The 26,173-nt window shown below is 71.4% G+C and carries 23 protein-coding genes; 12 read left to right on the forward strand and 11 right to left on the reverse strand.

Annotation, left to right across the window (positions count from 1 at the left end):
* Window positions 1–68 precede the first annotated feature (68 nt).
* On the reverse strand, window positions 69–1,022 hold the full coding sequence (locus ABNF97_RS12205; protein ID WP_130460783.1) for a cytochrome c oxidase assembly protein: 954 nt from the start codon (window positions 1,020–1,022) through the stop codon (window positions 69–71).
* A gap of 108 nt (window positions 1,023–1,130) precedes the next feature.
* Between ABNF97_RS12205 and ctaE the strand changes: the two genes are divergently transcribed.
* The 4 genes from ctaE (at window position 1,131) to qcrB (ending at window position 5,358) form a co-directional block, all read left to right on the forward strand.
* Window positions 1,131–1,730, forward strand: coding sequence for an aa3-type cytochrome oxidase subunit III (ctaE, locus tag ABNF97_RS12210; protein WP_207230392.1), 600 nt, complete (start codon window positions 1,131–1,133; stop codon window positions 1,728–1,730).
* Between the two features lie 75 nt (window positions 1,731–1,805).
* The gene (gene qcrC, locus ABNF97_RS12215; protein ID WP_130460784.1) at window positions 1,806–2,654 is read left to right on the forward strand and encodes a cytochrome bc1 complex diheme cytochrome c subunit; all 849 of its coding nucleotides are present in this window, start codon (window positions 1,806–1,808) and stop codon (window positions 2,652–2,654) included.
* The gene (qcrA, locus tag ABNF97_RS12220; RefSeq protein ID WP_130460785.1) at window positions 2,651–3,739 is read left to right on the forward strand and encodes a cytochrome bc1 complex Rieske iron-sulfur subunit; all 1,089 of its coding nucleotides are present in this window, start codon (window positions 2,651–2,653) and stop codon (window positions 3,737–3,739) included. The genes qcrC and qcrA overlap by 4 nt, the downstream gene beginning before the upstream one ends.
* Window positions 3,736–5,358: a cytochrome bc1 complex cytochrome b subunit gene (gene qcrB, locus ABNF97_RS12225; protein WP_130460786.1), complete on the forward strand. Its 1,623-nt coding sequence runs from the start codon at window positions 3,736–3,738 to the stop codon at window positions 5,356–5,358. Before qcrA ends, qcrB begins: the two co-directional genes overlap by 4 nt.
* 134 nt (window positions 5,359–5,492) lie before the next feature.
* Here qcrB and ABNF97_RS12230 read toward each other — a convergent pair whose 3' ends face one another.
* A complete protein-coding gene (locus tag ABNF97_RS12230) occupies window positions 5,493–6,158 on the reverse strand; it encodes a winged helix-turn-helix transcriptional regulator (RefSeq protein WP_207230393.1) in 666 nt (221 codons plus the stop codon).
* 79 nt (window positions 6,159–6,237) lie between these two features.
* Here ABNF97_RS12230 and ABNF97_RS12235 point away from each other — a divergent pair, with 79 nt between their 5' ends.
* Complete coding sequence (locus ABNF97_RS12235) at window positions 6,238–7,047, forward strand: alpha/beta fold hydrolase (protein WP_349338593.1); 810 nt, start codon at window positions 6,238–6,240, stop codon at window positions 7,045–7,047.
* Window positions 7,048–7,100: 53 nt separating this feature from the next.
* On the opposite strand, the gene ABNF97_RS12240 is transcribed toward ABNF97_RS12235, so the two are convergent.
* The 4 genes from ABNF97_RS12240 to ctaC all read right to left on the reverse strand — a co-directional run bounded on the left by ABNF97_RS12240 (window position 7,101) and on the right by ctaC (window position 10,931).
* Window positions 7,101–7,994 carry an RNA polymerase sigma-70 factor gene (locus tag ABNF97_RS12240; RefSeq protein WP_130460788.1) on the reverse strand — a complete coding sequence of 298 codons (894 nt, stop codon included), beginning with the start codon at window positions 7,992–7,994 and terminating at the stop codon, window positions 7,101–7,103.
* A 117-nt stretch (window positions 7,995–8,111) separates the two neighbouring features.
* Entirely contained in the window at window positions 8,112–9,302 is a 1,191-nt protein-coding gene (locus ABNF97_RS12245; protein WP_349338594.1) for an NAD(P)/FAD-dependent oxidoreductase, read from the reverse strand.
* A gap of 233 nt (window positions 9,303–9,535) precedes the next feature.
* The gene (locus tag ABNF97_RS12250) at window positions 9,536–9,961 is read right to left on the reverse strand and encodes an aa3-type cytochrome oxidase subunit IV (RefSeq protein ID WP_130460790.1); all 426 of its coding nucleotides are present in this window, start codon (window positions 9,959–9,961) and stop codon (window positions 9,536–9,538) included.
* A gap of 7 nt (window positions 9,962–9,968) precedes the next feature.
* The gene (gene ctaC, locus ABNF97_RS12255; protein WP_130460791.1) at window positions 9,969–10,931 is read right to left on the reverse strand and encodes an aa3-type cytochrome oxidase subunit II; all 963 of its coding nucleotides are present in this window, start codon (window positions 10,929–10,931) and stop codon (window positions 9,969–9,971) included.
* 172 nt (window positions 10,932–11,103) lie between these two features.
* Here ctaC and ABNF97_RS12260 point away from each other — a divergent pair, with 172 nt between their 5' ends.
* Window positions 11,104–12,255, forward strand: coding sequence for an aminotransferase class V-fold PLP-dependent enzyme (locus ABNF97_RS12260; RefSeq protein WP_130460792.1), 1,152 nt, complete (start codon window positions 11,104–11,106; stop codon window positions 12,253–12,255).
* Window positions 12,256–12,380: 125 nt separating this feature from the next.
* Complete coding sequence (locus ABNF97_RS12265; RefSeq protein ID WP_130460793.1) at window positions 12,381–12,614, forward strand: sulfurtransferase TusA family protein; 234 nt, start codon at window positions 12,381–12,383, stop codon at window positions 12,612–12,614.
* A gap of 54 nt (window positions 12,615–12,668) precedes the next feature.
* Here the strand turns inward: ABNF97_RS12265 and ABNF97_RS12270 are convergent, their stop codons facing one another.
* The 3 genes from ABNF97_RS12270 to ABNF97_RS12280 form a co-directional block, all read right to left on the reverse strand.
* Window positions 12,669–13,643 (reverse strand): PfkB family carbohydrate kinase, encoded by a 975-nt coding sequence (locus ABNF97_RS12270; RefSeq protein WP_130460794.1) that lies wholly within the window; start codon window positions 13,641–13,643, stop codon window positions 12,669–12,671.
* A gap of 235 nt (window positions 13,644–13,878) precedes the next feature.
* Window positions 13,879–14,247 carry an iron-sulfur cluster insertion protein ErpA gene (erpA, locus tag ABNF97_RS12275; protein ID WP_130460795.1) on the reverse strand — a complete coding sequence of 123 codons (369 nt, stop codon included), beginning with the start codon at window positions 14,245–14,247 and terminating at the stop codon, window positions 13,879–13,881.
* Between the two features lie 195 nt (window positions 14,248–14,442).
* Window positions 14,443–15,582, reverse strand: coding sequence for a glycerate kinase (locus ABNF97_RS12280; RefSeq protein ID WP_130460796.1), 1,140 nt, complete (start codon window positions 15,580–15,582; stop codon window positions 14,443–14,445).
* Window positions 15,583–15,651: 69 nt separating this feature from the next.
* Between ABNF97_RS12280 and nadA the strand changes: the two genes are divergently transcribed.
* From nadA to ABNF97_RS12305, 5 genes are all read left to right on the forward strand, one after another.
* Window positions 15,652–16,821, forward strand: coding sequence for a quinolinate synthase NadA (nadA, locus tag ABNF97_RS12285; protein ID WP_349338595.1), 1,170 nt, complete (start codon window positions 15,652–15,654; stop codon window positions 16,819–16,821).
* Between the two features lie 286 nt (window positions 16,822–17,107).
* Window positions 17,108–18,463, forward strand: coding sequence for a UDP-N-acetylglucosamine 1-carboxyvinyltransferase (gene murA, locus ABNF97_RS12290; protein WP_349338596.1), 1,356 nt, complete (start codon window positions 17,108–17,110; stop codon window positions 18,461–18,463).
* Window positions 18,464–18,683: 220 nt separating this feature from the next.
* Window positions 18,684–19,292 carry a DUF3043 domain-containing protein gene (locus ABNF97_RS12295; protein WP_130460799.1) on the forward strand — a complete coding sequence of 203 codons (609 nt, stop codon included), beginning with the start codon at window positions 18,684–18,686 and terminating at the stop codon, window positions 19,290–19,292.
* Window positions 19,293–19,761: 469 nt separating this feature from the next.
* Window positions 19,762–23,802: a WG repeat-containing protein gene (locus ABNF97_RS12300; RefSeq protein ID WP_349338597.1), complete on the forward strand. Its 4,041-nt coding sequence runs from the start codon at window positions 19,762–19,764 to the stop codon at window positions 23,800–23,802.
* A 138-nt stretch (window positions 23,803–23,940) separates the two neighbouring features.
* Window positions 23,941–24,939, forward strand: coding sequence for an aldo/keto reductase (locus tag ABNF97_RS12305; protein WP_130460800.1), 999 nt, complete (start codon window positions 23,941–23,943; stop codon window positions 24,937–24,939).
* An 89-nt stretch (window positions 24,940–25,028) separates the two neighbouring features.
* On the opposite strand, the gene ABNF97_RS12310 is transcribed toward ABNF97_RS12305, so the two are convergent.
* Entirely contained in the window at window positions 25,029–25,826 is a 798-nt protein-coding gene (locus ABNF97_RS12310; RefSeq protein WP_130460801.1) for a zinc metalloprotease, read from the reverse strand.
* A gap of 4 nt (window positions 25,827–25,830) precedes the next feature.
* Window positions 25,831–26,031, reverse strand: coding sequence for a hypothetical protein (locus ABNF97_RS12315; protein WP_130460802.1), 201 nt, complete (start codon window positions 26,029–26,031; stop codon window positions 25,831–25,833).
* Window positions 26,032–26,173 lie beyond the last annotated feature (142 nt).

A 26,173-nucleotide genomic window follows, 5' to 3' on the forward strand; every position in this document is an offset into this window, starting at 1 on the left:
CCTCCGGGGGTGGCACCGCCCGAATCCCGGGACGTCCGCCGCGCCGGACGTCGCCCCGGCCCGGGCCGTTACACCGGGGTGCCGGCGGCGCGCTCCCGGGCCTCCTGGCGGTCCAACTCCCGGTCCATCCGGCGGGCCTCCCGCTCGGACTGCCGCACCCACTGCACCACCAGCACGGCGAGCATCGTGACGCTGACGAACTCGCCACCGGCCCAGAGGATGCCGCCGGCGACCTCCTGGTCGCTCCACGGATCGGACCAGGTCAGCCCCAGGGACGGGTACCAGTCGCCGCCGAAGAGCGTGCTGCTCTGCATGACTGTGAGCCCGAGCACGGTGTGGAACGGCACCGAGAGCACCATCAGCAGCGCCCGGGCCGGGTACGGCCAGCGGCCCGGCAGCGGGTCGAGCCCGATCAGCGGCCAGAAGAAGAGGCAGCCGGTGAGGATGAAGTGCGCGTGCACCGCCTCGTGGACGAACGGGTTCTCCAGGGTCAGCCGGTAGAGCCCGGAGAAGTACAGCACGAACGGGTTGATCACGAAGATCGCGTAGGCGTAGAGCGGGAAGGAGAGGACCTTCGCCACCCGGCTGTGCAGCACGGCGAGCAGCCGCCGCCGGGGCGCCTTGCCGAGGGTACGCAGCGCCAGCGTCACCGGGGCACCCAGCGCGAGGAAGATCGGCGCGACCATCGACAGCACCATGTGCTGGATCATGTGTACCGACAGCAGGGTGGTGTCGTACGCGCCCAGCCCGGTGAGCGTCACCGAGGCGATCCCGCCCAGCCCCGGCCCGAGGAAGAACACGGTGCGCGACACCGGCCAGGAGTGCCCGCGCACCCGCAGCCGGTGCACGCCGTACAGGTAGCAGGCGGCGGCCAGCACCAGGACGACGGCGAGCCAGCTGTTCAGCGTCGCCTCGGTGAAGATGGTCGAGACGGTGAACGGTGCCGTCTCGGTGCCCCCACCGGCGAGAACGGCCGGTGCCGGGGGCACCGCCGAGGCGGTACCGGGATCGAGGTGCAGCACGTTTTCAGGCTAGGCCAGACCAACCGGGCGGGGGACGTCACCCCGTCCGACGAGGCAGTTGGGCCACCCCGAGGATCGCCGATGCCGGTCAGGGGCAATAATGACCGCGTGACTGCGGCCTCAGCCATTGACAAGAGCCGGATCCACTCGCTGACCCGACCCAACATGGTCAGCGTCGGGACGATCGTGTGGCTCTCGAGCGAACTCATGTTCTTCGCGGCGCTCTTCGCGATGTACTTCTCCATCCGGGCGGCAGCGCCCGAGCAGTGGGAGAAGCACACCGAGGTGCTCAACATCCCGTACGCGACGACCTTCACGGTGATCCTGGTGCTCTCCTCGGTCACCTGCCAGATCGGGGTCTTCGCCGCCGAGCGGGGTGACGTGCACGCACTGCGTCGCTGGTTCACGATCACGTTCCTGATGGGCCTGGTCTTCGTCCTCGGTCAGCTCAACGAGTACCGCGAGCTGGTGAGCCACGGCGTGAAGATCAACGGCGACGGGTACGGGTCGGTCTTCTACCTGACCACCGGCTTCCACGCGCTGCACGTGAGCGGCGGCCTGATCGCCTTCATCATCTTCATGATCCGGACGACCATGGGCCGGTTCACCCCGGCACAGGCCACCTCGGCGATCGTCGTCTCCTACTACTGGCACTTCGTCGATGTGGTCTGGCTCGCGCTCTACGGCATGATCTACTGGCTTCAGTGATCTTGGAGCTGTCACGTTCCGCCCCGTTGCCCCGTCCCTGAGACAAGGTCGAGAAAACCGTTAAGGACACAGGCCATGACTTCTGACACCCCCGGCGGCGACCGCTCCCGCGGGCTGCTCCCGCGGCTTCGCCGCGCGCGGTCGAGGCCGCGCGGCAAGGCGCGTCGTCGACTGGGCGCCGCAGTCCGGCTGCTGGCCGCACTCATCCTGGCCGGCGGCGCCTACACCGTCTTCGCACCGGGCATCTCGGCGCAGGACACCCCGCAGCTCACCTCGGCCGCGCAGGAGGGCAAGGCGCTCTTCGACACGAGCTGTGTGAGCTGCCATGGACGCAACGCACAGGGCATCGAGGGGCGCGGGCCGAGTCTGATCGGCGTCGGCGCCGCCTCCGTGGAGTTCCAGGTGGGCACCGGCCGGATGCCGATGGCCCGGCAGGAGGCCCAGGCCGAGGCGAAGCCGCGGGTCTTCAACGAGGAAGAGACCCAGCAGCTCGCGCAGTACGTGCAGGAACTGGGCGGTGGGCCGCAGCTCCCCGAGGGCGAGAACCTGCACCGTGGCGGGGACGCGGCCGAGGGGGGCCGGCTGTTCCGGATCAACTGCTCCTCCTGCCACGCCTACGGCGGTGGCGGCGGCGCCCTCTCGTCCGGGAAGTTCGCGCCGAGCCTGCGGGACGCGACCGACCGGCAGATCTACGCCGCGATGCTGACCGGACCGCAGAACATGCCGGTCTTCGGCGACAACCAGCTGCGGCCGGAGCAGAAGGCCGACATCATCGCGTACCTGAACGAGACGGTGCAGGCCGACAACGATCCCGGCGGGTTCAACCTCGGCCGTTACGGCCCGGCCACCGAGGCGCTGGTGATCTTCCTGGTCGGCATGGTAGCCCTGATCTTCGCTGCTCTGTGGATTGCGGGTAAGTCATGAGCACTGCCAACGACGGACAGCCGCACGGGGCCGGACGGACGCCGGTCGACCTGGACGACCGAACGTTGTCCCGGTTCGACGTCGTCCTCGAGGGGGCCCGGCGAGACGACATCGAGATCGTTCACTACGAGTCGCAGTTCCCGGTGCCGGGCACCAAGGCGGAGCGCCGGTTGACCCGGACCATCACCCTGATGTTCCTCCTCGTCGGTCTCCTGGGGACCGCCTTCCTGGCGATCTACATCTGGTGGCCCTGGGACTACGAGTCCCAGAGCGGGATCGGGGTGCTGTACACCCCGCTGCTCGGCGTCACCCTCGGGCTCGCGCTGCTCCTGGTCGGCTTCGGTCTCCTCGCCTGGGGCAAGAAGCTCCTGCCCAAGGAGGTGTCGATCCAGGGTCGGCACGACGAGCACGTCGACGAGGACGAGCGCAAGCTCACCGGCAACACGATGCTCTACATGGCCGACGAGATGGGCGTACGACGCCGGCCGCTGCTGGGCGTCTCGCTGCTGGCCGGCCTCGCCCCGGTGGGTGCGGTCGCCGCGGCACCGCTGATCGGCGGGCTGATCGAGCAACCCCACAAGAACAACCAGATGTTCGTCACCGGCTGGCGGCCGCAGGACGGCAGGTTGATCCACCTCGCCCACCACGACGGCACCCCGGTACGCCCGGAGGACGTCAGCCCCGGCGGTCAGATCACCGTGTACCCCGGGATCGAGGGCGGCGCCACCAACAAGTACGCGGACTCGCCGGTCCTGCTGATCCACCTGCGGGAGGCTGACGCCGCCGACGCGAAGGCGGCGAACCTCCGGGAGGACAAGCCGGACTTCATGTGGGGCAACTACATCGCCTACTCCAAGATCTGCACGCACGCCGGCTGCCCGGCGAGCCTCTACGAGCAGCAGACCAACCGCCTGCTCTGCCCCTGCCACCAGTCACAGTTCCTGATCACCGACAACGCCCGCCCGATCTTCGGACCGGCGAACCGGCGACTTCCCCAACTGCCCCTCGCGGTCGAGGGGGGCTTCTTCGTGGCGAAGTCCGACTTCACCGAGACCGTAGGGCCAGACTTCTGGGAGCGGCCATGAAGCGCCGAAGGTTGGACATGGCGGCGGTGCCCGGCAAGGCCGCCCGCGAGGTCGACGACAGGTTGCACGTAGCGACCCCGCTGCGGTCCCTGCTGAACAAGGTCTTCCCGGACCACTGGTCGTTCCTGCTGGGCGAGATCGCGCTCTTCTCCTTCATCGTGCTGCTGCTGACCGGCGTCTACCTGACGCTGTTCTTCGAGCCCTCGATGCGCGAGGTCGTCTACGACGGCAGCTTCCGACCGCTGCAGGGCACCCACATGTCCGCCGCGTACTCCTCGTCGCTGGACATCTCGTTCGACATCCGCGGCGGCCTGATCATGCGGCAGATGCACCACTGGTCTGCGCTGCTGTTCATGGCCGCGATCATCGTGCACATGATGCGGATCTTCTTCACCGGAGCGTTCCGCAAGCCGCGCGAGCTGAACTGGATCATCGGGTACCTGCTCTTCTGGGTCGGCTTCCTGGCCGGCTTCACCGGGTACTCGCTCCCGGACGACGGCCTCTCCGGCACCGGCCTGCGGATCGCCTCCGCGATCATGCTCTCCATCCCGGTCATCGGCACCTGGCTGACCTCGTCGATCTTCGCCGGGGAGTTCCCCGGTGAGATCATCATCAGCCGGTTCTTCATCGCGCACGTACTGCTGATCCCCGCCCTGCTGGTGGCCCTGATCAGCGTGCACCTCGGACTGGTCTTCAAGCAGAAGCACACCCAGTGGCCCGGCCCCGGCCGGACCAACGCGAACGTGGTCGGCGAACGGATGTTCCCGCGCTACGCGATCAAGCAGGGCGCCTTCTTCATGATCATCTTCGGGGTGATCGCTCTGCTCGGCGGCCTGGTGCAGATCAACCCGATCTGGTTCTTCGGCCCGTACGAGGCGGGAGTCGTCTCGGCGGCGAGCCAGCCCGACTGGTACGTCATGTTCCTCGACGGATCCACCCGGTTGATGCCGCCGTGGGAGATCTACATCCCGATCGGTGACGGCTACGTGATCCCGCCACTGTTCTGGCCGACCGTGGTGCTACCCGGGATCCTGACCGTGGTGCCATTGCTCTACCCGTTCATCGAGGCCCGGATCAACAAGGACCGCCGCAGCCACCACCTGCTCCAGCGTCCCCGCGACGTACCGGGCCGGACGGCGCTGGGCGCCATGGCGGTGTCCTTCTGGGTGGTGCTGACGCTCTCCGGGGCCAACGACGTCATCGCGGAGAAGTTCTTCATCAGCCTGAACGCGATGACCTGGGCGGGCCGGATCGGGTTGATCATCGTGCCGCCGCTGGCGTACTACATCACCTACCGGATCTGCCTCGGGCTCCAGCAGCACGACCGGGAGGTACTCGCGCACGGCGTCGAGACCGGCATCATCCGCCGGCTCCCGAACGGACAGTTCCTGGAGGTGCACCAGCCGCTCGGCCCGACCGACGAGCACGGCCACAGCGAGCTGGAGTACGTCGGCTGGGTCGTACCGAAGAAGATGAACCGGCTCGGCGCGCTCGGCCCGGCGATCCGGGGCTTCTTCTACCCGATCGAGAAGCCGGCCGAGGCGCCGGTCTCGCCCGGCCACCCGCCGGTCGAGCCGCGCCCCGAGCGCCGGGAGATCGGCAGCGGCGACCGCCGCTGAGTTACAGGCACGCCACGTGGCGCCCGCCGGATCCGTCCGGCGGGCGCCACGCCCGTTTCGGCGACGACCGCCGCCGTCCTTGTCGGCCGACCACGTCCGTGCAGCTGATCGAGTTGGCAGGCCCACGTGTGCCGCTATGGCGAGGTGGGCGTGCAGGGGACGGTGCGCGGAAAGCACCGGAGCAGGCGCTCGGTGGCTCGGCGGTTGCCCTCGATGAGGGCATCGCCGGCTTGTTCGGCGTCGGCCAGCGGCCGGTCGCCGAACACCAGGCTCTGCAGCGTCGACGCGGATGCCGTGAGGGTGGCGTCGACGTCGTCGATCTCGCCGCGTGCTACCCGGAATTGTCCGTCGGCGACATCGGCGTGGAAGCGGTCGTCACCGAGCCGTAGCTGGCACGTCGTCCTCAACGCACCCGCGGTCTCCGCGTCGAAGGTGGTTTTCAACGCGAAGACAAGCGCATCGACGCTCAGATCTGCGGTGATCGCGGCATCGAGTGGAACCCGGGTCCCCCAACGCGCCAACGCGATCAGGACGGGCTCGAGTTCGCGCCCGCGGGCGGTCAACTCGTACACCCATACGCTGCTGGGCGGTCCAAGCCGACGGCGGAGGAGGACACCGCTCCGCTCCAGCTCGCGCAGACGTTGCGACAACACGTTCTCGCTCATGGTGGGCAGTCCACGGCGCAGGTCGATGTATCGCTTCGGCCCGAACATCAGCTCGCGCACCACCAGGAGTGCCCAACGCTCCCCGACGGCGCCCAACGCTCGGGCGATTCCGCACGCATCGTCGTATCCTCGCATCCCCCAACAATAGCTTTCACTTGCCTAGTCGCGGTAGACGCTCCTAGAGTAGGAGTCACATGGAACGGCTTCCCGAAGGATGGTCAGGATGAACCGCGCAACATCGAAGGACGGCACCTCGATCGCCTACGAACGGCTGGGACGGGGACCGGCCGTCATTCTGGTCGGCGGGGGTCTCGACGACGGCGCGGAGAACGCGCCGCTCGCCGCTGAGCTGGCATCGCGGTTCACCGTGTTCAACTACGCCCGCCGTGGCCGAGGCGCCAGCGCGGACACCCTCCCGTACGCCGTCGAACGCGAGATCGAGGACATCGATGCGTTGATCGCCGAGGCAGCCGGGCCGGCCTCGCTGTTCGGTGCCTCCTCCGGCGGCGCACTCGCGCTGGAAGCGGCCGCTGCCGGGCTGCCTATCGACAGGATCGCCGTCTACGAGGTGCCATACATGACAGATGACGTCGTCCAGGGACACTACGTGCAGTACGTGAACGAACTGAAACACGCGCTCGGCGGAGGGCGACGGGGCGACGCGATCGAACTGTTCATGCGGCTGGCGGGCTCGTCCGAGGACGATATCGCCGGAGCGAGAAACTCTCCGCTGTGGCCGGGGCTGGAGGCGCTGGCGCCGACACTCGCCTATGACGCGGCGTGCCTTGGCGACGGCCGGCCGCCGACCGAGCGGCTGGCGCGGATCACCCAGCCGACCCTCGTGGCCACCGGCGGAGTGCCAGACCCCCATACCGGTGGGTTGCAACCCGGGTTCTTCGACGCGGCCGCCGACGCGATCGCCGCGACGATCCCCAACGCCGAGCGCCTGATCATCGAGGGCCAGACACACGTCGCCGATCCGGCGGTTCTCTCCTCGGCACTGGCGCGCTTCCTGACCGACTGATGATCGTCCGCACCTGACCCTGCATCCGACCGTGTCGATTCCACCACCGGTACTCAGCGCTGGAGTGGGGTCTCGGCTTCGACGCGGGTCAGCTTCTCCGGGTTGCGGACGTAGTAGAGGCCGGTGACGCGGGCATTGTCGACCCGGATCGCCAGGACGCCGTCGATCTCGCCGTCCAGTCGGAGTACGAGCGCCGGGTTCCCGTTGACCACGGTGGCTTCAGCGGTGAGTGTGCCCTCGGTCCTGCGGAGATTGCCGATGAAGGAGCGGAGGATCTTCTCGGCGCCGATGATCGGTCGCGGCGCGGTCTGTCTGACGCCGCCGCCGTCGGTGACAAGGACGACCTCCGGGGCGAGCACGTCGAGGAGGCCCTGTGGATCCCCGGTTTCGACCGCGCGCTGGAGCGCCGCCAGGGCCGCCCGGGTCTCGCTCGGGGACACCACTCCGCGAGGGCGGCGGGCCCCGACGTGCTGGCGGGCGCGGTGCGCGATCTGGCGGACGACTGCGCGGCTGGTACCGACGGCGGCTGCGATCTCGTCGTAGCTGACGTCGAAGACCTCGCGCAGCACGAAGACGGCGCGCTCGGTCGGCGACAGCGTCTCAAGGACGACCATGAGCGCCATCGACAGGCTTTCGGCGAGCACGACGTCCTCGGCCACATCCGGTGCGGTGAGCAGCGGCTCGGGCAGCCAGGGGCCGACATATGCTTCCTTGCGCCGGTTTATCGTACGCAGCCGGTTGAGCGACTGCCGGGTCGTGATCCGGATCAGGTAGGCGCGCTGGTCGCGCACCTGCTCCAGGTCGACCCTGACCCACCGCAGCCAGGTCTCCTGGAGTACGTCCTCGGCGTCGGCCGCCGATCCGAGCATCTCGTACGCGACGGTGAACAGCAGGTCGCGGTGGGCGAGGAAGGCCTCGGTGGCCACCTGGGTGGTGTGGTCGCTCACGTCTCGACCCTCCTGCAGTTGCGGCCGGTGGTTGCCACGGCAATCGCGCCTGCATCCACAGCAAGGCCACCCACAGCAAGGCTTCGCGGTGCCGCCTCGGCGCTCCGACGGTAGCCGCTAGGATGCCCGTTCACTGGCCAGCGTCTCGCCGCGCTTGGCCCGCAGCAGCTGCCGGCGCTTGTCATCCTTGGTCCAGGTGTGCGAGCCGGGCTTGCGTGCCTCGGTCGTCAGGTGCTTGAGGCCGATCTGGTTGGCGAACTCCTTGAGCTTCGCCCCGGGACGGCCGGCGATGTGGAACCCCTTTGCGATGTCGTTGGGGTGGGCGAACTGGAAAATGCCGGCGCGACGCCCCAGGCTGATGCACTGGCCGGCGAACCCCAGGCTGATGGGCGCGGGTTGCCCACCCGCGATCCGGCTGAGCACCGTGTCGGCGGCGTGCGCGCCCAGGTGGAACGCGGCCTGACCGCTCATCCGGAACGGCAGGTCCGACGGTGCCGCCGAATCCCCGGCCGCGACGATGCGTACGTCGTCCACGCTCGTCAACGTCTCGTCGGTGAGCAGGCGGCCAACCGCGTCGGTGCTCAGTCCGCTACGGACGGCCAGGTCCGGCACGCCGAACCCGACGGTCCAGACGGTCACCTGGCTCGGCAGCCTGCGGCCACCGCTGAGCCGCACGGCATCGGGAGTCACACCGGTCGCCCTCGCGTCAGCTCCCTGCAACACCGTCACCCCGAGCTTGGCCAGCCGCTTGGCAACCGAGCGTCGACCCCGAAGGTGCAGGTACGGGTTGAGCACCGGGCCGCAGACCAGCGTCACGGTCCGGCCCAGCTCCGCCAGCTCGGCAGCGATCTCGATGCCGGTCGGACCGGCTCCGACCACCGTGACCGGGGCCGTCGCGGGCGTAGCCTGCAGGGCCGACCGCAGCCGCTGCGCCTCCTCCAGGCTGGCGATCGGATAGCCGAACTCGGCGGCTCCGGGCACGCTCGGGTCGGCACTGCCGCTGCCCACCGCGTAGATCAGGTAGTCGTAGCCGACCGTGCCGCCGCTCGCCAACGTGACCCTGCGCCCGGCCGCGTCGATGCGATCCACGGTGTCCACCACCAGCCGAACACCCTCACCCAGGACTTCTCTGTAGTCGATCACCGCGTCGTGGGACCCGCCCACCAGTTGTTGTAGGCGGACCCGCTGGACAAAGGTCGGGCGCGAGTTGATCAATATCACCGACACGTCGACGCGCTGCCTCAGCCGGTTGGCCGCCATGACGCCGGCGTACCCGCCGCCGACCACCACCACAGTGCTCCCGCTCATGCTGTCTCCTCCGTTTCCAGGCGTTCGGCGTCAAGACACCGGATGACCGACCGCCGTGAACAGGTGTGAGACGGATCACTCTGCATGCCGCCCGGCACGCGGAAGTACTCGCGATCGGAGCTGGCCATCTTCCCGGAACGCCCCGCTCAGCAAGGCTGGCGGGGCGCTGACGACGACGACCCGCACCCCGAGACGGGGACTGCGGGTCGTCGGAGAAGTCGCGAGGCGGCCGGTCAGTGCTCCGCGGTGCGCCGGGTGCCGGAGTAGTACTCGAAGAGCAGGCCACAGGCGGCGAAGATCACCGTGACCAGGCCCCCGATGATCAGCCACCACTGCCAGAAGACCAGGCCGAGACCGGTGAGGGTGGCGGCGAAGGCCAGCCCGATCGGCCAGTAGCTGCCCGGGCTGAAGAAGCCGACCTCACCCGCGCCGTCCGCGATCTCGGCGTCCGCCCGGTCCTCCGGACGCAGGTCGATCCGCCGCGACACGAACCAGAAGAAGCCGCCGCACATCGCGGTGAGCCCGGCTGACAGCCCCAGCGCGATCGTACCGATCCACTCGACCCGCCCGTCCGCGCCGGAGGTCCACAGCCCGTAGACGACCGCCGCGAGGGCCAGGAAGATCGAGACGACGCTGAAAATCTTCCACTCGGTCTTCATTGGGACCTCAGCTTCCCGCGCTCGCGTTACCGAAGTTGTTGTTGTCCCGCTTGGTCTCGAACGGGTGGGTGGTCTGGGCCAGCGGCTCCTCACCGACGGCGATCAGTGCCTCCTGGGTCGACTGGCCGCCCCGCTTCGCCTCGATGAACCGGTCGTACTGGTCCGGCGAGACGACCCGCAGCTCGAAGTTCATCATCGAGTGGTACGTGCCGCACAGCTCGGCGCAGCGGCCGACGTACGCCCCCTCGGTGTCGAGGCTACTGACCTCGAAGACGTTACGGACGTTTCCGGGGAAGACGTCCCGCTTGAACAACATCTCCGGCACCCAGAACGAGTGGATGACGTCCCTGCTGGTCTCCTCGAACCGGATGCTCCGGCCGGTCGGCAGCACCAGGATCGGGATCACCTCGGTGGTGCCGAGCGTCGAGGCGACGGTGTTGGCGTCCTCACCCGGCCTGTCCCGGTAGTTGAACTGCCAGTTCCACTTGAAGGCAACCACCTCGACGGTCACGTCCGGGTTGCTTCTGACCTTGTCGACCCCGGTCTGCACGACCGCCGTGTAGTAGAAGAGCACGGCGACCACCAGGATCGGCGTGATCGTGTAGAGGAACTCCATCGGCATGTTGAACCGGGTCTGCACCGGCAGCGCCTCACCCCGCTTGCGGTAGCGGATGATGCACCAGAAGATCAGGCCCCAGACGAGCGCGCCGACCGCCAGGGCCGCGATCGACGAGCCGATCCAGAGGTCGTACATGCGGTTGGCCTCGGGGCTGATGCCCTGCTGAGGCCACCCGAACCCGTCGAACGTCCGGCCGACGTCACAACCGGTGAGCAGGGCGAGCAGCGCGGCGCCACCGGCGCCGAGCCCGGCCAGCCGGGCAATCGACGGGCGTGGGCCGCGCCCTCGGGCGTTCCGGGGACTGCTCTGCCGTACGGCCGACGGCCGTACCTCCGAACCCCTTGCGACCACCTGGTCCTGCCTCCCTAGCGCGCCGCGGCGTCGGCGGTTGTCGACGCCGGCGGCAAAGGCGTCACCGACGGTCGCAGATTACTCGACCTGCGTGGGCTGGACGGCCTTGGGGTCGGTGTCCCCACTCTGCCGGGGGATCTTGCCCGACCCCGGGCCGCGCTACGGTTTGCTGGTGAGCGACCATCCGGCGTACTTCGACGCGGCCTCATCGGCACCGTTACACCCGGTAGCCCGGCAGGCGATGCTCGCCGCGCTGGAGGACGGCTGGGCCGATCCGGCCCGGCTCTACGCGCCGGCCCGTCGGGCCCGCCAGCTCCTCGACGCGGCCCGGGCAGCCACCGCCGAGGTGCTCGGGGTACGCCCCGACGAACTCTCCTTTACCCCCAGCGGTACGGCGGCGGCGCACGCCGCGGTGCTCGGCGGGCTGGCCGGGCGACGTCGGGCGGGCGGCACACTGGTGCACTCGGCGATCGAGCACTCCGCGGTGCTGCACGCGGCGGAACGGCACGTGGCCGCCGGCGGCCGGGCCACCCCGATCCCGGTGGACCGGGCCGGGCGGCTCGATCTCGACGCCTGGTCGTCGGCGGTCGCCGGCCCCCGGGTGGCGCTCGCCACCCTGATCAGCGCCAGCCACGAGGTGGGTACGGTGCAGCCGGTGGCCGAGGCGGCCCGGGCCTGCGCGGCGGCCGGGGTGCCGCTGCACGTCGACGCCGCCCAGTCGGTGGGCCGGCTGCCGGTGCCGGAGGGCTGGTCGATCCTGTCGGCCAGCGCGCACAAGTGGGGCGGTCCGGCCGGGGTCGGGCTGTTGGTGGTCCGCAAGGGCACCCGCTGGGAGTCGCCGTATCCGGCGGACGAGCGGGAGGCGGGCCGTACACCCGGGGTCGGAAACCTGCCGGCGATCGTGGCGGCGGCCGCCGCGCTGCGGGCGGTGCACGCGGAGGCTGCCGCCGAGGCCGCCCGGCTCGGTCCGCTGGTCGACCGGATCCGCGCCACCGTGGCGGCGACGGTGCCCGACGTGGAGGTGCTCGGCGACCCGGTGGACCGGCTGCCGCACCTGGTCACCTTCTCCTGCCTCTACCTGGACGGCGAGGCGCTGCTGCACGCCCTGGACCGGCGCGGCTTCGCCGTCTCGTCCGGCTCGTCCTGCACCTCGTCCACGCTGCGCCCGTCGCACGTGTTGGAGGCGATGGGGGTGCTGTCGCACGGCAACATCCGGATCTCGCTGCACCGGGAGAGCACCGCGGCGGAGGTCGACCGGTTCCTCGCCGAACTGCCGGACATCGTGGCCGGGCTGCGCGCCGAGGCCGGCGTGGTCGGGCTGTGAGGTCCACGACGGCAGGCGGGCTGGGACCCGCGACGGCAGGCCGGCTGGCCGGACACCGGCCGGCGTCGGACAATCGCCAGAGAGCAGATCGGAAAGGGTCGTACCCGAGTGTCGGGAGGTCATCGGTGAACGGGCCGGACGAGGTCGTCGACTGTCTCGGGCAACGCTGCCCGCTGCCGGTCATCGCGGCGGCCCGGCGGCTGCCCCAGCTGCGGGTCGGTGGCGTGCTCCGGGTCCTCGCCGACGACCCGGCCGCGGCGATCGACATTCCGGCCTGGTGCCGGATGCGGGGACAGGAACTCGTCGACACCCCGACCGTCGACGGCTCCCCCGCGTACGACATCCGCCGCGCCCACTGACCCCCGGCCCGCGCGGGTGGGGTGATCGCCCGCGCCGGTCTCCCCGGCAGGGGCTCAGCCCAGGTGCTGACGGACCTCCTCGGCGGCCTGGTCGCCGTACGACTCCGCGAGGCGCTTGACGAAGAGGTCGGCGCGGACCTCGTACTCCTGGGTGCCGACGGTCTCCAGCACCAGCGTGGCGAGGAGCGCGCCGATCTGGGCGGACCGCTCCAGCCCCAGGCCCCAGGAGAGACCGGCGAAGAAGCCGGCCCGGAAGCCGTCGCCCACCCCGGTCGGGTCGGCGACGTGCAACTCGCGGGCGATCGGCACGTGGATCCGCTCGATGTCCCGGCCGACGATCTCCACGCCGTCCTTGCCCAGCGTGGTGACCCGGATCCTCACCCGGTCCAGCAACTGGTCGTCGGTGAGCCCGGCCTTGCTCTGCAGCAGCGACTTCTCGTAGTCGTTGGTGAGCAGGTAGTCGGCGCCGTCGATCAGGCCGAGGACGTCGGAGCCGTCCATCCGGGCGAGCTGCTGCGACGGGTCGGCGGCGAACGCGAACCCCCGCTGGCGGCACTCCTCGGAGTGCCGCAGCATCGCGGCCGGGTCGTTCGCGCTGACCAGCACCAGGTCCAGCCCGCCGACCCGTTCGGCGACCGGGGCCAGCTCGATGTTGCGGGCCTCGCTCATCGCCCCGGCGTAGAAGGAGGCGATCTGGCACATCTCGGTGTCGGTGGTGCAGACGAACCGGGCCGTGTGGGCGACCTCGCTGACGTGCACGGAGGTGCAGTCGACCCCGTGCCGCTCCAGCCAGGACCGGTAGTCGTCGAAGTCGGCACCGACCGCGCCGAGCAGCACCGGCCGCAGACCGAGCTGCGCCATCCCGAAGGCGATGTTGGCGGCCACCCCGCCGCGCCGGAGCACCAGCTCGTCGACGAGGAAGGAGAGCGAGACCTTGTGCAGCTGCTCGGCGATGAACTGATCGGCGAACCGGCCCGGGAAGTTCATCAGGTGGTCGGTGGCGATCGAACCGGTGACGGCGATCTTCATGTCGGGCCCTCGGAGTGGGAGACGGAACTGCGGCCGGGTCAGCCTACCGGTCCGTCGGGTGCCACGCCCCGAATCGATCGGGTACCGGCCAGGAACGCCGAACGGGCCGCTCCCGCGCGACGGCGTGACGGACTCTCCGGGTAAACGTCACACCGCCCGCCGGGGCGACCCGCTCAGGCAACCAGTATGCAACTGTAAATCTGGGTACACCGGCTAAACCGGGACAAAGCACCAATCAGTGGAACGAATCGCCACAAGCGCACGAGTTCTGCGCATTGGGGTTGTCGATGGTGAAGCCCTGGGCGTCGATCCGGTCGGCGAAGTCGATGGTGGCGCCGGTCAGGTACGGGGCGCTCATCCGGTCGACGACCACCTCGACCCCGCCGAAGTCGCTGACCACGTCACCGTCCAGCGAACGCTCGTCGAAGAAGAGCTGGTACCGCAGGCCCGAGCAGCCACCCGGCTGCACCGCGACCCGCAGCCGCAGGTCGTCGCGGCCCTCCTGCTCGATCAGGGCCTTCACCTTCTCCGCCGCGACGTCGGTCAGGACGACGGTGCTCGGAGCGGTTGCCGCGGTCGTCTCGGTCTGCGCTGGCGTTGTCACGATGAAAGTCTCCCCTGCGCCGGTGCGATGGTTGTCCGTACTGGCCAACGCTAGCCGGCTGGCCGATGATTCCCAATGCGGGTACGGGATCGATTCTAGGCCGATGCGACGCAGGTCACCCCGGCTCGGCGGAACCGGCCCCGGTGTGCCGGATCGTCCCGGCCGCCCGTCGGCGGGGCCGAACGCGCCGCAGCGTCACCGGCTCCACTGCCCGGCCAGCCGCCCCGCCAGCGCCCGCAGCCCCTCCGCCGGCCGGCTCATCGCCCGCTCGACCCCGCCGTGTGGTTCCCCGCCGAAGTGGTCCACCAGGCTGTGCGTCTCGGTCACCCCGGCCGCCGCCGACTCCCGCCGTCCGGCGCTGACCCGGCCGGCCAGCACCACGCAGGGCACCCCGCGGTCCCGGGCCGCCCCGGCCACCCCGGCGACCACCTTGCCGCGCAGCGACTGGTGGTCGAAGGAGCCCTCCCCGGTGATCACCAGATCGGCCCCGTCGTACGCGGCGTCCAGCCCGGTCAGCCGGGTGACCAGCTCGATGCCGGACTCGCAGCTGCCGCCCAGTGCGAGCAACGCCGCACCGAGCCCGCCGGCCGCGCCGGCACCGGGCAGCCCGGCCAGCCCGGGCGGGCAGCCGGGCAGGTCCCGCTCCAGCACCTCGGCGAAGCGCCGCAGCGCGTCGTCGAGCAGGAGTACGTCCTCGCGCGTCGCGCCCTTCTGCGGCCCGAAGACGTTCGACGCCCCGGTCAGCCCGGTCAGCGGGTTGTCGACGTCGGTCGCCCCGACCAGTTCCATCCCGCGTGTCTGGGGCCGGCCGGCCAGCCCGGCGACGGCGAGCAACGCGGCCCCGCCGTACGGGAGGGCCTGTCCGGAGTCGTCCACCGGTACGGCGTTCAGCGCGGCCAGCAGCCCCGCGCCCGCGTCGTTCACGGCCGAGCCGCCCAGTCCCACGACGGCACGCCGGGCTCCCGCCTCGGCGGCGGTGGCGAGCAGCGCGCCGAGCCCGTACGAGGTGGTCCGCCTCGGGTCGCGCTCGTCCGTGGCGAGCAGGTGCAGTCCGCACGCCTGGGCGCTCTCCAGGTACGCGGTACCGCCGTCGGCGGTGAGCAGGATCTCACCGTCGACCGGCCGGCCCAGCGGGTCGACGGTGCGGACCGGTACCCGGCGTCCGGGCAGGGCGACGGCAAGCACCTCGACGAAGCCCGGCCCGCCGTCGGAGAGCGGCCGCAGCACCAGGTCGTCGCCGGGGGCTACCTCAAGCCAGCCCTCCCGGATCGCCTCGGCCACCTCGGACGCGGAGAGGGTGCCGGCGAACTTGTCCGGACAGATCAGGATCCGCATGGATCACGAGTGTGGCAGGCCACATCGGGACGGCCGGAAAGCGGCCCCGGCTGTGGAAGCATGGAGAACGTGACTTCGACGTGGGTAGAGCCGTCCAGCACCGCAACCGCCCTGCTGCTGCTCGGCCGGGGCGCCGACCCGGCCAGCGAGCGCGGCGTCGACTGTCCCGGCGAGCTGCCGCCGCCCAGCGACCCCGACCTGGTCGCCCGGGCCGGTGCGGCGAAGGCGGCGCTCGGCGAGCGGGTCTTCGTGCTCGGTCACCACTACCAGCGGGACGAGGTCATCCAGTTCGCCGACGTCACCGGCGACTCGTTCAAGCTCGCCCGCGAGGCGGCGGCCCGGCCGGACGCGGAGTACATCGTCTTCTGCGGCGTGCACTTCATGGCCGAGAGCGCCGACATCCTCACCGCCGACGCCCAGCGGGTGGTACTGCCCGACCTGGCCGCCGGCTGCTCGATGGCGGACATGGCGGCGCTGTCGCAGGTCGAGGCGGCCTGGGAGGCGCTGGCGGAGGTGGGCGTCGCCGACTCGACGGTGCCGGTGACGTACATGAACTCGTCGGCCGACATCAAGGGCTTCGTCGGGCGCAACGGCGGGGTGGTCTGCACCTCGTCGAACGCGGAGCGGGCGCTGCGCTGGGCATTCGAGCGCGGGCAGCGGGTGCTCTTCCTCCCCGACCAGCACCTGGGCCGCAACACGGCGGTGCTGAAGATGGGGCTGGACGCCGACGACTGCGTGCTCTACGACCCACACAAGCCGGGTGGCGGACTCACCGCGAAGCAGCTCCGGGAAGCCCGGATGATCCTGTGGCGGGGGCACTGCTCGGTGCACGGCCGGTTCACCCGGAGCAGCGTGGACGAGGTCCGGATGCGGGTGCCCGGGGTCAACGTACTGGTCCACCCCGAGTGCCGGTACGACGTGGTGACCGCGGCCGACCACGTCGGCTCGACGGAGTACATCATCAACACCATCGAGGCGGCGCCGCCCGGTTCGGCCTGGGCGGTCGGCACCGAACTGAACCTGGTCCGCCGGCTGGCCAACGCCCACCCCGACAAGCAGGTCATTTTCTTGGACCGGACCGTCTGCTACTGCTCGACCATGAACCGGATCGACCTGCCGCACCTGGTCTGGTCGCTGGAGGAACTGGTCGCTGGCCGGGTGCCGAACCAGATCACCGTGGACCCGGCCACCGCACATCACGCCCGGGTGGCGCTGGACCAGATGCTGGCCCTGCCGTAGACCCCGGATGCCGGCCCTGCGCAGCGAACCCGAGTAGCTACCGAGGGTAATCGCCGAGGTACGGATTCCTGCCGCTGTCCCCGTTTCGCGCCATCCGTCGCGCTGTGACCGCTCTTTTTTCGTGACCGAGCGCTATGCTGCCCGGGGCCGTGACAGAGTCCGGGCCGGCGGACGCGACGCTACGTGCCGTGCCGGCCGGGCCACGGGGCGACGGCTGTGTGGACCGGATGGTTCACCCTCGCGGACAGCATCGACGTAGAGCAGCATCGACCCGCTGGAGGTTGCGTTGACCGACGACGTCCTCGTCGTACACGGAGGTACGCCCCTTTCCGGGCAGATCCGAGTGCGCGGCGCGAAGAATCTCGTCTCCAAGGCGATGGTCGCCGCCCTGCTCGGCGACGAGCCCAGCCGGCTCTTCGACGTGCCACGGATCCGCGACGTCGAGGTCGTCCGAGGGCTGCTCGGACTGCACGGCGTGAAGGTGACCGACGGCGCCGAGGCCGGCGAACTGGTCTTCGACCCGGCCAACGTCGAGGGCGCCAGCACGGACGAAATCAACGTGCACGCCGGGTCCAGCCGGATCCCGATCCTGTTCTGCGGCCCGCTGCTGCACCGGCTTGGCCACGCGTTCATCCCCGACCTCGGCGGCTGCCACATCGGCCCCCGGCCGATCGACTTCCACATCCAGGCGCTGCGGCAGTTCGGCGCGGTGGTGGACAAGACGCCCGAGGGGATGCACCTGACCGCGCCCAACGGCCTGCACGGCACCAAGTTCGAGCTGCCGTACCCGAGCGTGGGCGCCACCGAGCAGGTGCTGCTGACCGCGGTGCTCGCCGAGGGTGTCACCGAGCTGCGCAACGCGGCCGTCGAGCCGGAGATCATCGACCTGATCTGCGTACTCCAGAAGATGGGCGCGATCATCAAGGTGCACACCGACCGGGTGATCGAGGTGCAGGGCGTGGCCCGGCTGGGCGGCTACACCCACCGGCCGATCCCGGACCGGATCGAGGCGGCGAGCTGGGCCGCCGCCGCGCTGGCCACGGGTGGCCGGGTCGAGGTGCTCGGCGCAGAGCAGGCCGACATGATGACGTTCCTCAACGTGTTCCGCTCGGTCGGCGGGGCGTACGAGGTCACCGACACCCGGCCGCCCCGGCAGGGCAGCCCGGGCCAGGAGGGCGGGATCCGGTTCTGGCACCCCGGCGGCGAGCTGCGGGCGGTGGCGCTGGAGACCGACGTGCACCCCGGGTTCATGACCGACTGGCAGCAGCCGCTGGTGGTGGCGCTCACCCAGGCCCGTGGCCTGTCGATCGTGCACGAGACCGTGTACGAGCAGCGACTCGGCTACACCGAGGCGCTGAACAAGATGGGTGCGACCATCCAGGTCTACCGGGACTGCCTCGGCGGTACGCCCTGCCGATTCGGCCGCCGCAACTTCAAGCACTCGGCCGTGATCGCCGGGCCGTCGAAGCTGCACGCCGCCGACCTGGTGATCCCGGACCTGCGGGCCGGGTTCAGCCACCTGATCGCCGCGCTGGCCGCCGAGGGCACCTCCCGGGTCTACGGGGTGGATCTGATCAACCGGGGTTACGAGGACTTCGAGGCCAAGCTCGCCGATCTCGGCGCGCACGTCGAGCGCCCGTAGATAAGAGCGCGCCGGAGGTGAGAGCGCGCCGGAGGTGAGAGCCCGCCGGAGGTAAGAGCCCGCCGTAGGTCGAGCGCCCGTGGGACAGGGGACGGGTAGGAGTAGGACGAGAGCGGACCGGGCCGGGTGAGACCTGCTCACCCGGCTCCGGGGCGGCGGCGGAGGGCTGCCGGCGTACCGCGACGTGCGGCTCCGTCCGGCGGTTGGCTACCCTTGCCGCGTGCCGTCGCTGTTTCGCCGCAAGTCCACGGACCTCGTCAAGGAGAGCACCGCTCAGGTGACCCCCGAGGAGGAGTCCGCGCCCGCCCGTCCCCGCAGTTACACCCCGAGCAAGAAGGAACTGGGCAGGGAGACCCCGAAGCGCCCGAGCGTCGGCCGGCGGGTCGCCGGTGACACGAAGCCACTCACCAAGCAGGAGGCCCGGGAACGGCGCCGGCAGACGCGCGCCGAGGCGGCAGCGGAGTTCCGCCGGGAGGGCGGCCCTCGGGACCGGGCTCCGGAGCGTGGGCTCGCCCGGGACGTGGTGGACTCCCGGCGTACGGTCGGGACCTGGTTCTTCGGCGGCGCCCTGGTGGTGCTGATCGGTTCGGCGAACACCATGCCACCGGTGGTGCGGTTTGCCTCCAACCTGCTCTGGGGCCTGCTGGCGATCGCCCTGGTGATCGACTCGGTGCTGATCTCGCGGAAGATCAAGAAGTTGGTCCGGCAGCGGTTCCCAAAGACCGACCAGCGGATGGGCTCGCTCTACCTCTACGCGATCATGCGCTCGATCACGTTCCGCCGGATGCGCGCTCCGGTCCCCCGGGTCAACCGCGGCGACTCGATCTGATCCACGCCGCGCAGCGGGTGGGGCCGGCCGTTCCCGCCGCACCACGTGCGCGGGTCGCCGTCGCCGGGCCGGCGGCGACGGCGGACAGGACCGGGCAACAGCAGAAGCCGAAGACGGTGTCGGCGAAGGCGTCGGCAAATTGCCGATAGGTAGGCTACCGACGAAACCTTGGTCCGGTTATGGTGGCAGATGTCCGGAACCGTGGGATGATGTTTCGGCTGATGGTTGGTGCCACAGTGGCGGTGACCAAGCCCACGCCGTTACCCTCCTTCCGCGACCACGCTGCACCTAGCCGGGTGGCTTTACCCGGAACGCCCGGCTGCCCAGCGAGATTTTCGACGAGGTGACACCCCGTGAGTGAGCGACGTGAGCCGGCTTTCCCGGCCGCGTCGCGCGCGGTTCGGCGCACCGGTCGTGCCATCGGGCACCGGACCGGCCGATACGGCGACGTACGGCCCGGAGCGCCGGTATGAGCGGTCGATACTCCGGGCGCTGGGGCGAGGCCGCCGAACCGTCCTGGGTGGTCGAGCCGACCGCGGAGTGGGCGCCGCAGTTCCCGGGCCAGCGCTATCCCGGAGACATCGGTCATCAGCGCCGCCGCCGGCCGGCCGGTCGGGCAGCGGTACCGACCGGTCGGGCCAAGGTGCCACCGCCGGGCAGCCGCCCCGGTGAGGTGGAGTCCTTCGGTCGCCCCGAGCCGGTCGCCAACGGCCGCCCGGACAGCCTGCCGAACGGGCGCCCGGACGCACCGCCGAACGGCCAGCCCGACGCACCGCCGAACGGGCGCCCGGACGCACCGCCGTACGGGCGTCCCGAGGCGCTGCCGAGCGGGCGGCCCGGGCAGCCGACCGGTGCGCGCCCGGCGGCCCGGGCCGACGGGTCGCCGCGCGAGACCCGTACCGGGCGGCTCGACCGCTGGGACACCCGTTCCGCCGGCCGGAACCCGCCGCCCGACTCGCGCGACGACGGGCCGGACTCCTGGGACCAGCCGTCGAACGGACGCGGCCGGCCACCGGCCGAGTACCGCACCGGGGGCACGGTGCCGGTCGGCCGGGACGACCGGCGGTCGCCCGGCGGTAGCGAGCCCGGACCACGCGGAGGTCGCGGCGATGGCGGCTTCGCCGGCGGTCGGGCAGCGTCGGCGCACGATCCGCACCGCTCCGGCGACGACCGGCCGGGCCGCTCCGCCGCCCCGCCCGAGCGCCGCGGACGGTGGCTGACCGGGCCGGCGTCCGAGGAGACGCAGCCGCTGCCGGACCGGCGTCCGATGCCCTCGGACGGCCGGCCTGGACCGCGCGACGGTCGGGGTCGGGTCGGCCCGGGTGGCCGTCCGGCCATGCCGGCGGCCTTCGACGGCTCTCCCGGTCCCGACCGGGGCGCTCCCGGACCGGACCGGGCCGACGGTCGGGCGGCCCGAGCCGGTGGCCCACCGCCTCCCGGGAGCCACGAGATGCCTCCGGGACGTACGCCGCCCCGGATCCGCCCCGAACGCCCCGGGGCCGAGCCGCCGGCGCGGCGGCCCGCCGCGGGACCGCCCGGTGCGCCGAGCTGGCCGGCCCAGCGTGGCTCGGGCCAGGAACCGCGCGAGGGCCGACGCTTCCCCGACCTCGGTTCGGGCCGTCCGCCCGCTCGCGATCCGCGCGGTACCGATCCGGCCGCCCGTCCGGGCCCGATCCCCCGGGGCGACCGGGTCGGCCCGACTCCACCCGGCGTCGACCGCACCGCAGCCGAACTGGCACCGGGATACGGGCGACCGGACCGGACGCCGATCCCGGGTGCCAATCGGGTCCCGCCCAGGACCGGCGAACCCGCCCGCGCCGCCGAGCAGCCCCGCCCGGTCGAGCCCGCGCGCCGGCTCGACCCGGCACACCAGGTCGAGCCGGTACGCCGGGTCGAGCAGTCCCGGTCGATCGAGCCCCGGCCGATCGAGCCCGGCCGTCCGGTCGAGCCACCGCGCCCGGTCGAGCCGCCCCGCCCGGCAGAGCCGCCCCGCCCGGCAGAGCCGCCCCGCCCGGCAGAGCCACCCCGGCAGGTGCAACCGCCCCGTACCCGGCAGGTCGAGCCGCCCCGCACCGTCGACCCCGGGCCGTGGCTCACGCCGCCCCCGGCCGAGCCGGCCAGCCCAACCGAGCCGGCGGCCCCGACGGAGCCAGCACGCGAGCCGGTGACGGGTTGGCTGACCCCGGCCACCCCGGCGGAACCGGCTTCCCGGCCGCCCCGACAGCCCTCCGCCGACGAGACAGGCCAGCGCCCTCCGGTCGTGCCACCCCCGACCACCGGCCTACGGCTGGAGTTCCTGCCCGCACCGGTGCCCACCGGCACCCCGTCCCCGGCCACGCCCGCCGAGTCGACGCCGCCCGCCAGCCCGGTCCCGAATCCGGCGGCCGGAGCGGAGACCGGCGCGTCGGTCGAACCAGCCGCCGCCACTCCGGCGGCGGGTCCCGTCATCGAACCCGCCTCGCCCGTCCCCTCGTCCGGTCCTCCGATCGAACCGGCCGACGCCGGGCCAGCGCCGGAGTCCGGACGGGCCACCGACCCGAGTGAGACTTCCGTACCCTCCATGCCAAAGACCGGACCTGTCGCGGACCGCGCCCCAGTCGGGCCGCTCACCGATGCCGCCCCGGCGGCACCCTCCCCCACCGAGCCGGGCACGGACGTGCCCCCGGTCGCCGACGAAGGTGCCGGCGCGGCGGGCCAGCCGCGCGAAGGCGCACCGGAGCTGACGGTCGACGCCGGGCCACCGGCGGACGCCCCGGCCGCGGGCGACACACCGGCGCCGGCCACCCGGACGGACACACCGGTCCCGTCCACCGCGGTGGACGGTCCGGCAGCGACCACGGCACCGGCAACCGCACCCGCCGGCGGCCCGTCGCAGCCGGCGGCCAGTTCCGGCCCGCCGGCCGCCGTGCCGACATCCGAGTCCTCGCCGGCCGCCCCGGCCTCCGGAGTACCCGTCTCCGGACCGCCGGCCGGGGCCCCGACCTCCGGACCGCCGGCCCCGACCTCCGAACCGCCGCTGGCCACCTCGCCACCGGGCTCGCCGGTCGTCGAGGCCAGTCCGGACACGGTGCTGCCGACCGGGCCGGCCGCCGGAGCCGCGACCGCACTGAGCGCGCCCACCATGCTCACCCCGATCGTCCGACCGGGTGAGAAGCGGGGACCGGCCGAGCCGGAGCCCGCCGACGTCACGCCGGAGCCCGCGGCCACCGACCCGGAACAGGTGCTGGCGTCGTACGAGTGGCGGTTCCACCACGAAACCCTGCGGGAGCTGGTCGAGGACCCCGAGTCGCTACGGGCGATCCGGGATCGGCTGACGGAGAAGCTCGAACCGGCGACGGACAACGCCACCCGGGCGCGGCTGCTGAGCCTGCGGGCGGTGGTCTCCCGCATCCTCGGCGAGTTGGGCAAGGCGCTCTCCGACGGCAAGCTGGCGCTGGCGCACGCGGAGGCGACCGGTCAACTGCGGCGGATCGCGATCGCGCAGGCCCGGCTGGCACACGTACTCCAGTGGCGGGGTGACTTCGCCGAGGCGGACCGGCTCTTCGAGGAGGCGAACTCCTCCGAGTTGCCGGACCGGCTGCGGGCGACCATGCACGAGCACGCCGGACGGTCCTGTTACGACCAGGGCCGGTACATGGAAGCCTGCAACCACTTCGAGAAGGCGCTGGAGCTGCGCAAGGTCGAGGATCCGGATCTGATCGCCCGGACCGAACTCGCGCTCGACGCGGTCTTCAACAAGGTCGCGCAGAACGGCTGGGGTCCGTACCCGCGCGACCGGGACGAGATCCTCCAGGTGCACCGGCCACCGGTGCCGAAGTTCAGCGAGAAGGTGCAGCGCTGGGGGTACGCCGACCCCGACGGCCAACTGGCGATCGCGCCGAGCTACGCCGACGTGCAACCGTTCCGGGACGGGGTGGCCTGGGTACGCCGACCCGAGACCCGTACCTGGGAGCTGATCGACGAGACCGGCGAGCTGCTGATCGACGCGTCGACCGGGTACCTCGGAGTCGGCTCCTTCTCCGACGGGCTGGCCTGGGTCTCCCCGGACGGTACCGGCGGTTGGATCGCGATCGACAAGTCCAACAAGGTGGTCATCCCGGCCGGCTTCGAGGACGTACGCCCGTTCCGGCGCGGTGTCGCCGCCGTCCGGCGGGGCGGCTGGGGTGCGATCGACCGGGCCGGCAAGGTGGTACTGCCGACCCGCTACACCGGCTTCACCACCGCGCTCACCGACGGCCGGTACGTCGACGGGTTCACCGACGAGGGGCTGGCGATCGTCGACGCGGGCGGGCGCAAGGGCGTGGTGGACCGGACCGGGCAGGTGCTGGTCGCCCCGGCCCACCCGGCGCTGGTGATCCACCCGGTCGCGTTCCTGATCGGCAACGGCACCGGGCAGTGGGGCGCGCTCGACCGCCGGGGCGAGCCGTTGATCGACGCGGTGCACCCGAGCCGGAACGACGTGATGGAGGAGATCGACCGGCTGCTCGCCGACACCAAGCCCGTGCTGTGATCCGACGTGACGGCAGCCGTGCCTGCGGTGTGCAGGGCCGGCCCCGAGCGATGGTCCGGTGCCGGGCCGGGGGTGACCTGGTTCCCCAGCCGTCGCCCAATCTGATCGAATCGGGGCACGGGGGCTAGGGTCGCAGGTATGGAATTCCGACACCTTGGCCGCTCGGGCCTGCTGGTCAGTGAGATCTCGTACGGAAACTGGATCACCCACGGCTCCCAGATCGAGGAGGAGGCCGCGCTCTCGTGCGTGCGCGCGGCTCTGGACGTCGGCATCACCACCTTCGACACCGCCGACGTGTACGCCGGCACGAAGGCCGAGGCGGTACTGGGCCGGGCCCTGAAGGGCGAGCGCCGGGAGGGTCTGGAGATCCTCACCAAGGTCTTCTGGCCGACCGGCCCGGGCCGGAACGACCGGGGCCTGTCCCGCAAGCACATCATGGAGTCGATCAACGGCTCGCTGCACCGGCTGCAGACCGACTACGTCGACGTCTACCAGGCGCACCGGTACGACTACGCCACGCCGCTGGAGGAGACGATGGAGGCGTTCGCCGACGTCGTGCACTCCGGCAAGGCGCACTACATCGGCGTCTCCGAGTGGAAGGCGTCCGAGATCCGCGCGGCGCACGCGCTGGCCCGCGAGCTGAAGATCCAGCTCGTCTCGAACCAGCCGCAGTACTCGATGCTGTGGCGGGTCATCGAGGCCGAGGTCGTGCCGACCAGTGAGGAACTCGGGGTCGGGCAGATCGTCTTCTCGCCGATTGGCCAGGGTGTGCTGACCGGCAAGTACCTGCCCGGTCAGGAGCCGCCGGCCGGCTCCCGGGCGACCGACACCTCCGGCGGGGCGGGCTTCATCGCCCGGTTCATGTCCGACGAGGTGCTGACCCGGGTGCAGCAGCTCAAGCCGCTGGCCGAGCAGGCCGGTCTCAGCATGGCCCAGCTCGCGGTCGCCTGGGTGCTGCAGAACCGGAACGTCTCCTCGGCGATCATCGGCGCATCCCGCCCGGAGCAGGTGCACGACAACGTCAAGGCGGCCGGGGTGAAGCTCGACGCCGAGCTGCTCAAGGCGATCGACGAGATCCTCGACCCGATCACCGAGCGGGACCCGGCGAAGACGCAGAGTCCCGCCAAGCGGCCGTGAGCCTGTCGCTGCCCTGAGCACTCCGGCAGCACCGTCGAAGGCCCCCGTCCGGCACGCGCCGGGCGGGGGCCTGTCGGGTACCGGGCGGGTCAGCCCTGCCAGAAGCGGATCAGGCGCAGACCCTCGGCGTAGAGGTAGTCGGGCAGGCCGATCAGGTCGCCGACCGCGAAGACCCCGTCGAAGAACCAGCCGCCGAGGCGCGGGTTCCATAGCAGGGCGAAGAGCAGGATGAAGCCGAACGGCGCCATCAGGTCGTAGCCGCGCCGCCACTGTGCGTTGAGCCAGGGCTGGATGATGTTGCCGCCGTCCAGGCCGGGCACCGGCAGCAGGTTGAGCACGCTCGCGGTGAGCTGAAGGAAGGCGAGCAGCGCGACGCCGGACCAGAACTCCGGCCGGGCGACGACGTCCACCCCGATCGCGAACGGTACGACCAGCAGCAGCGCGAACAGCACGTTGGTGGCCGGACCGGCCAGGCTGACCAGTGAGTGCCGCAGCCGGCCGGGGATCTGGTGCCGGTCGACCCAGACGGCACCGCCGGGCAGACCGATGCCGCCGAGCAGCACCACCGCGACGGGCAGGATGATCGACAGCAGCGGGTGGCTGTACTTCAGCGGGTTGAGCGTCAGGTAGCCACGGTGCGCCACCGCATGGTCGCCGGCCCGGTACGCCACCACGGCGTGGGCGTACTCGTGCAGGCAGAGTGAGACCAGCCAGCCCGTGATGACGAAGAGGAAGACGTCGAGTCGGAGGTTGCCGAACCCGTTCCACGCCATGGCGCCACTGGTCACGAAGAGCGCGACCAGGGCCAGGAAGATCGGGCTGGGCCGGAATGCCTCCGGAGGCACGCCGAGGACCAGCCGGTCCCGGCCGCGTCGGTCGAAGTTCATGCTGTCACTCGGCCGCGGGCAGCAGGCTCATTCGGTATTCCACCCGGTCGTCCTCCACGAGCAGCACCGAGGCGACACCCCCGGCGGCGAGTTCGCGCCAGGTCTGCCCGATCCACGACTCGGCGTCGGCCTGGCTGCTGAACGCCTCGGCCGGTCCGTTCACCGGATCGCCGTTCGCGCCCTCGTACCGCCAGCTCCACGGCATGTCGCGTCTCCCCTCGCCGATCTTCCGCGCCGACAAACCTCCGCCAGCCTAGTCGGCCGGCCGGTGCGAGCCTGCCAGAGCGGTCCGCAGCGATTTCCGCACCCCGTACCTCATCGCGGGATGCCCAGCCGAGCGCTCTAAG

Source organism: Plantactinospora sp. B6F1 (genome assembly GCF_040120695.1).
Lineage (GTDB): Bacteria > Actinomycetota > Actinomycetes > Mycobacteriales > Micromonosporaceae > Plantactinospora.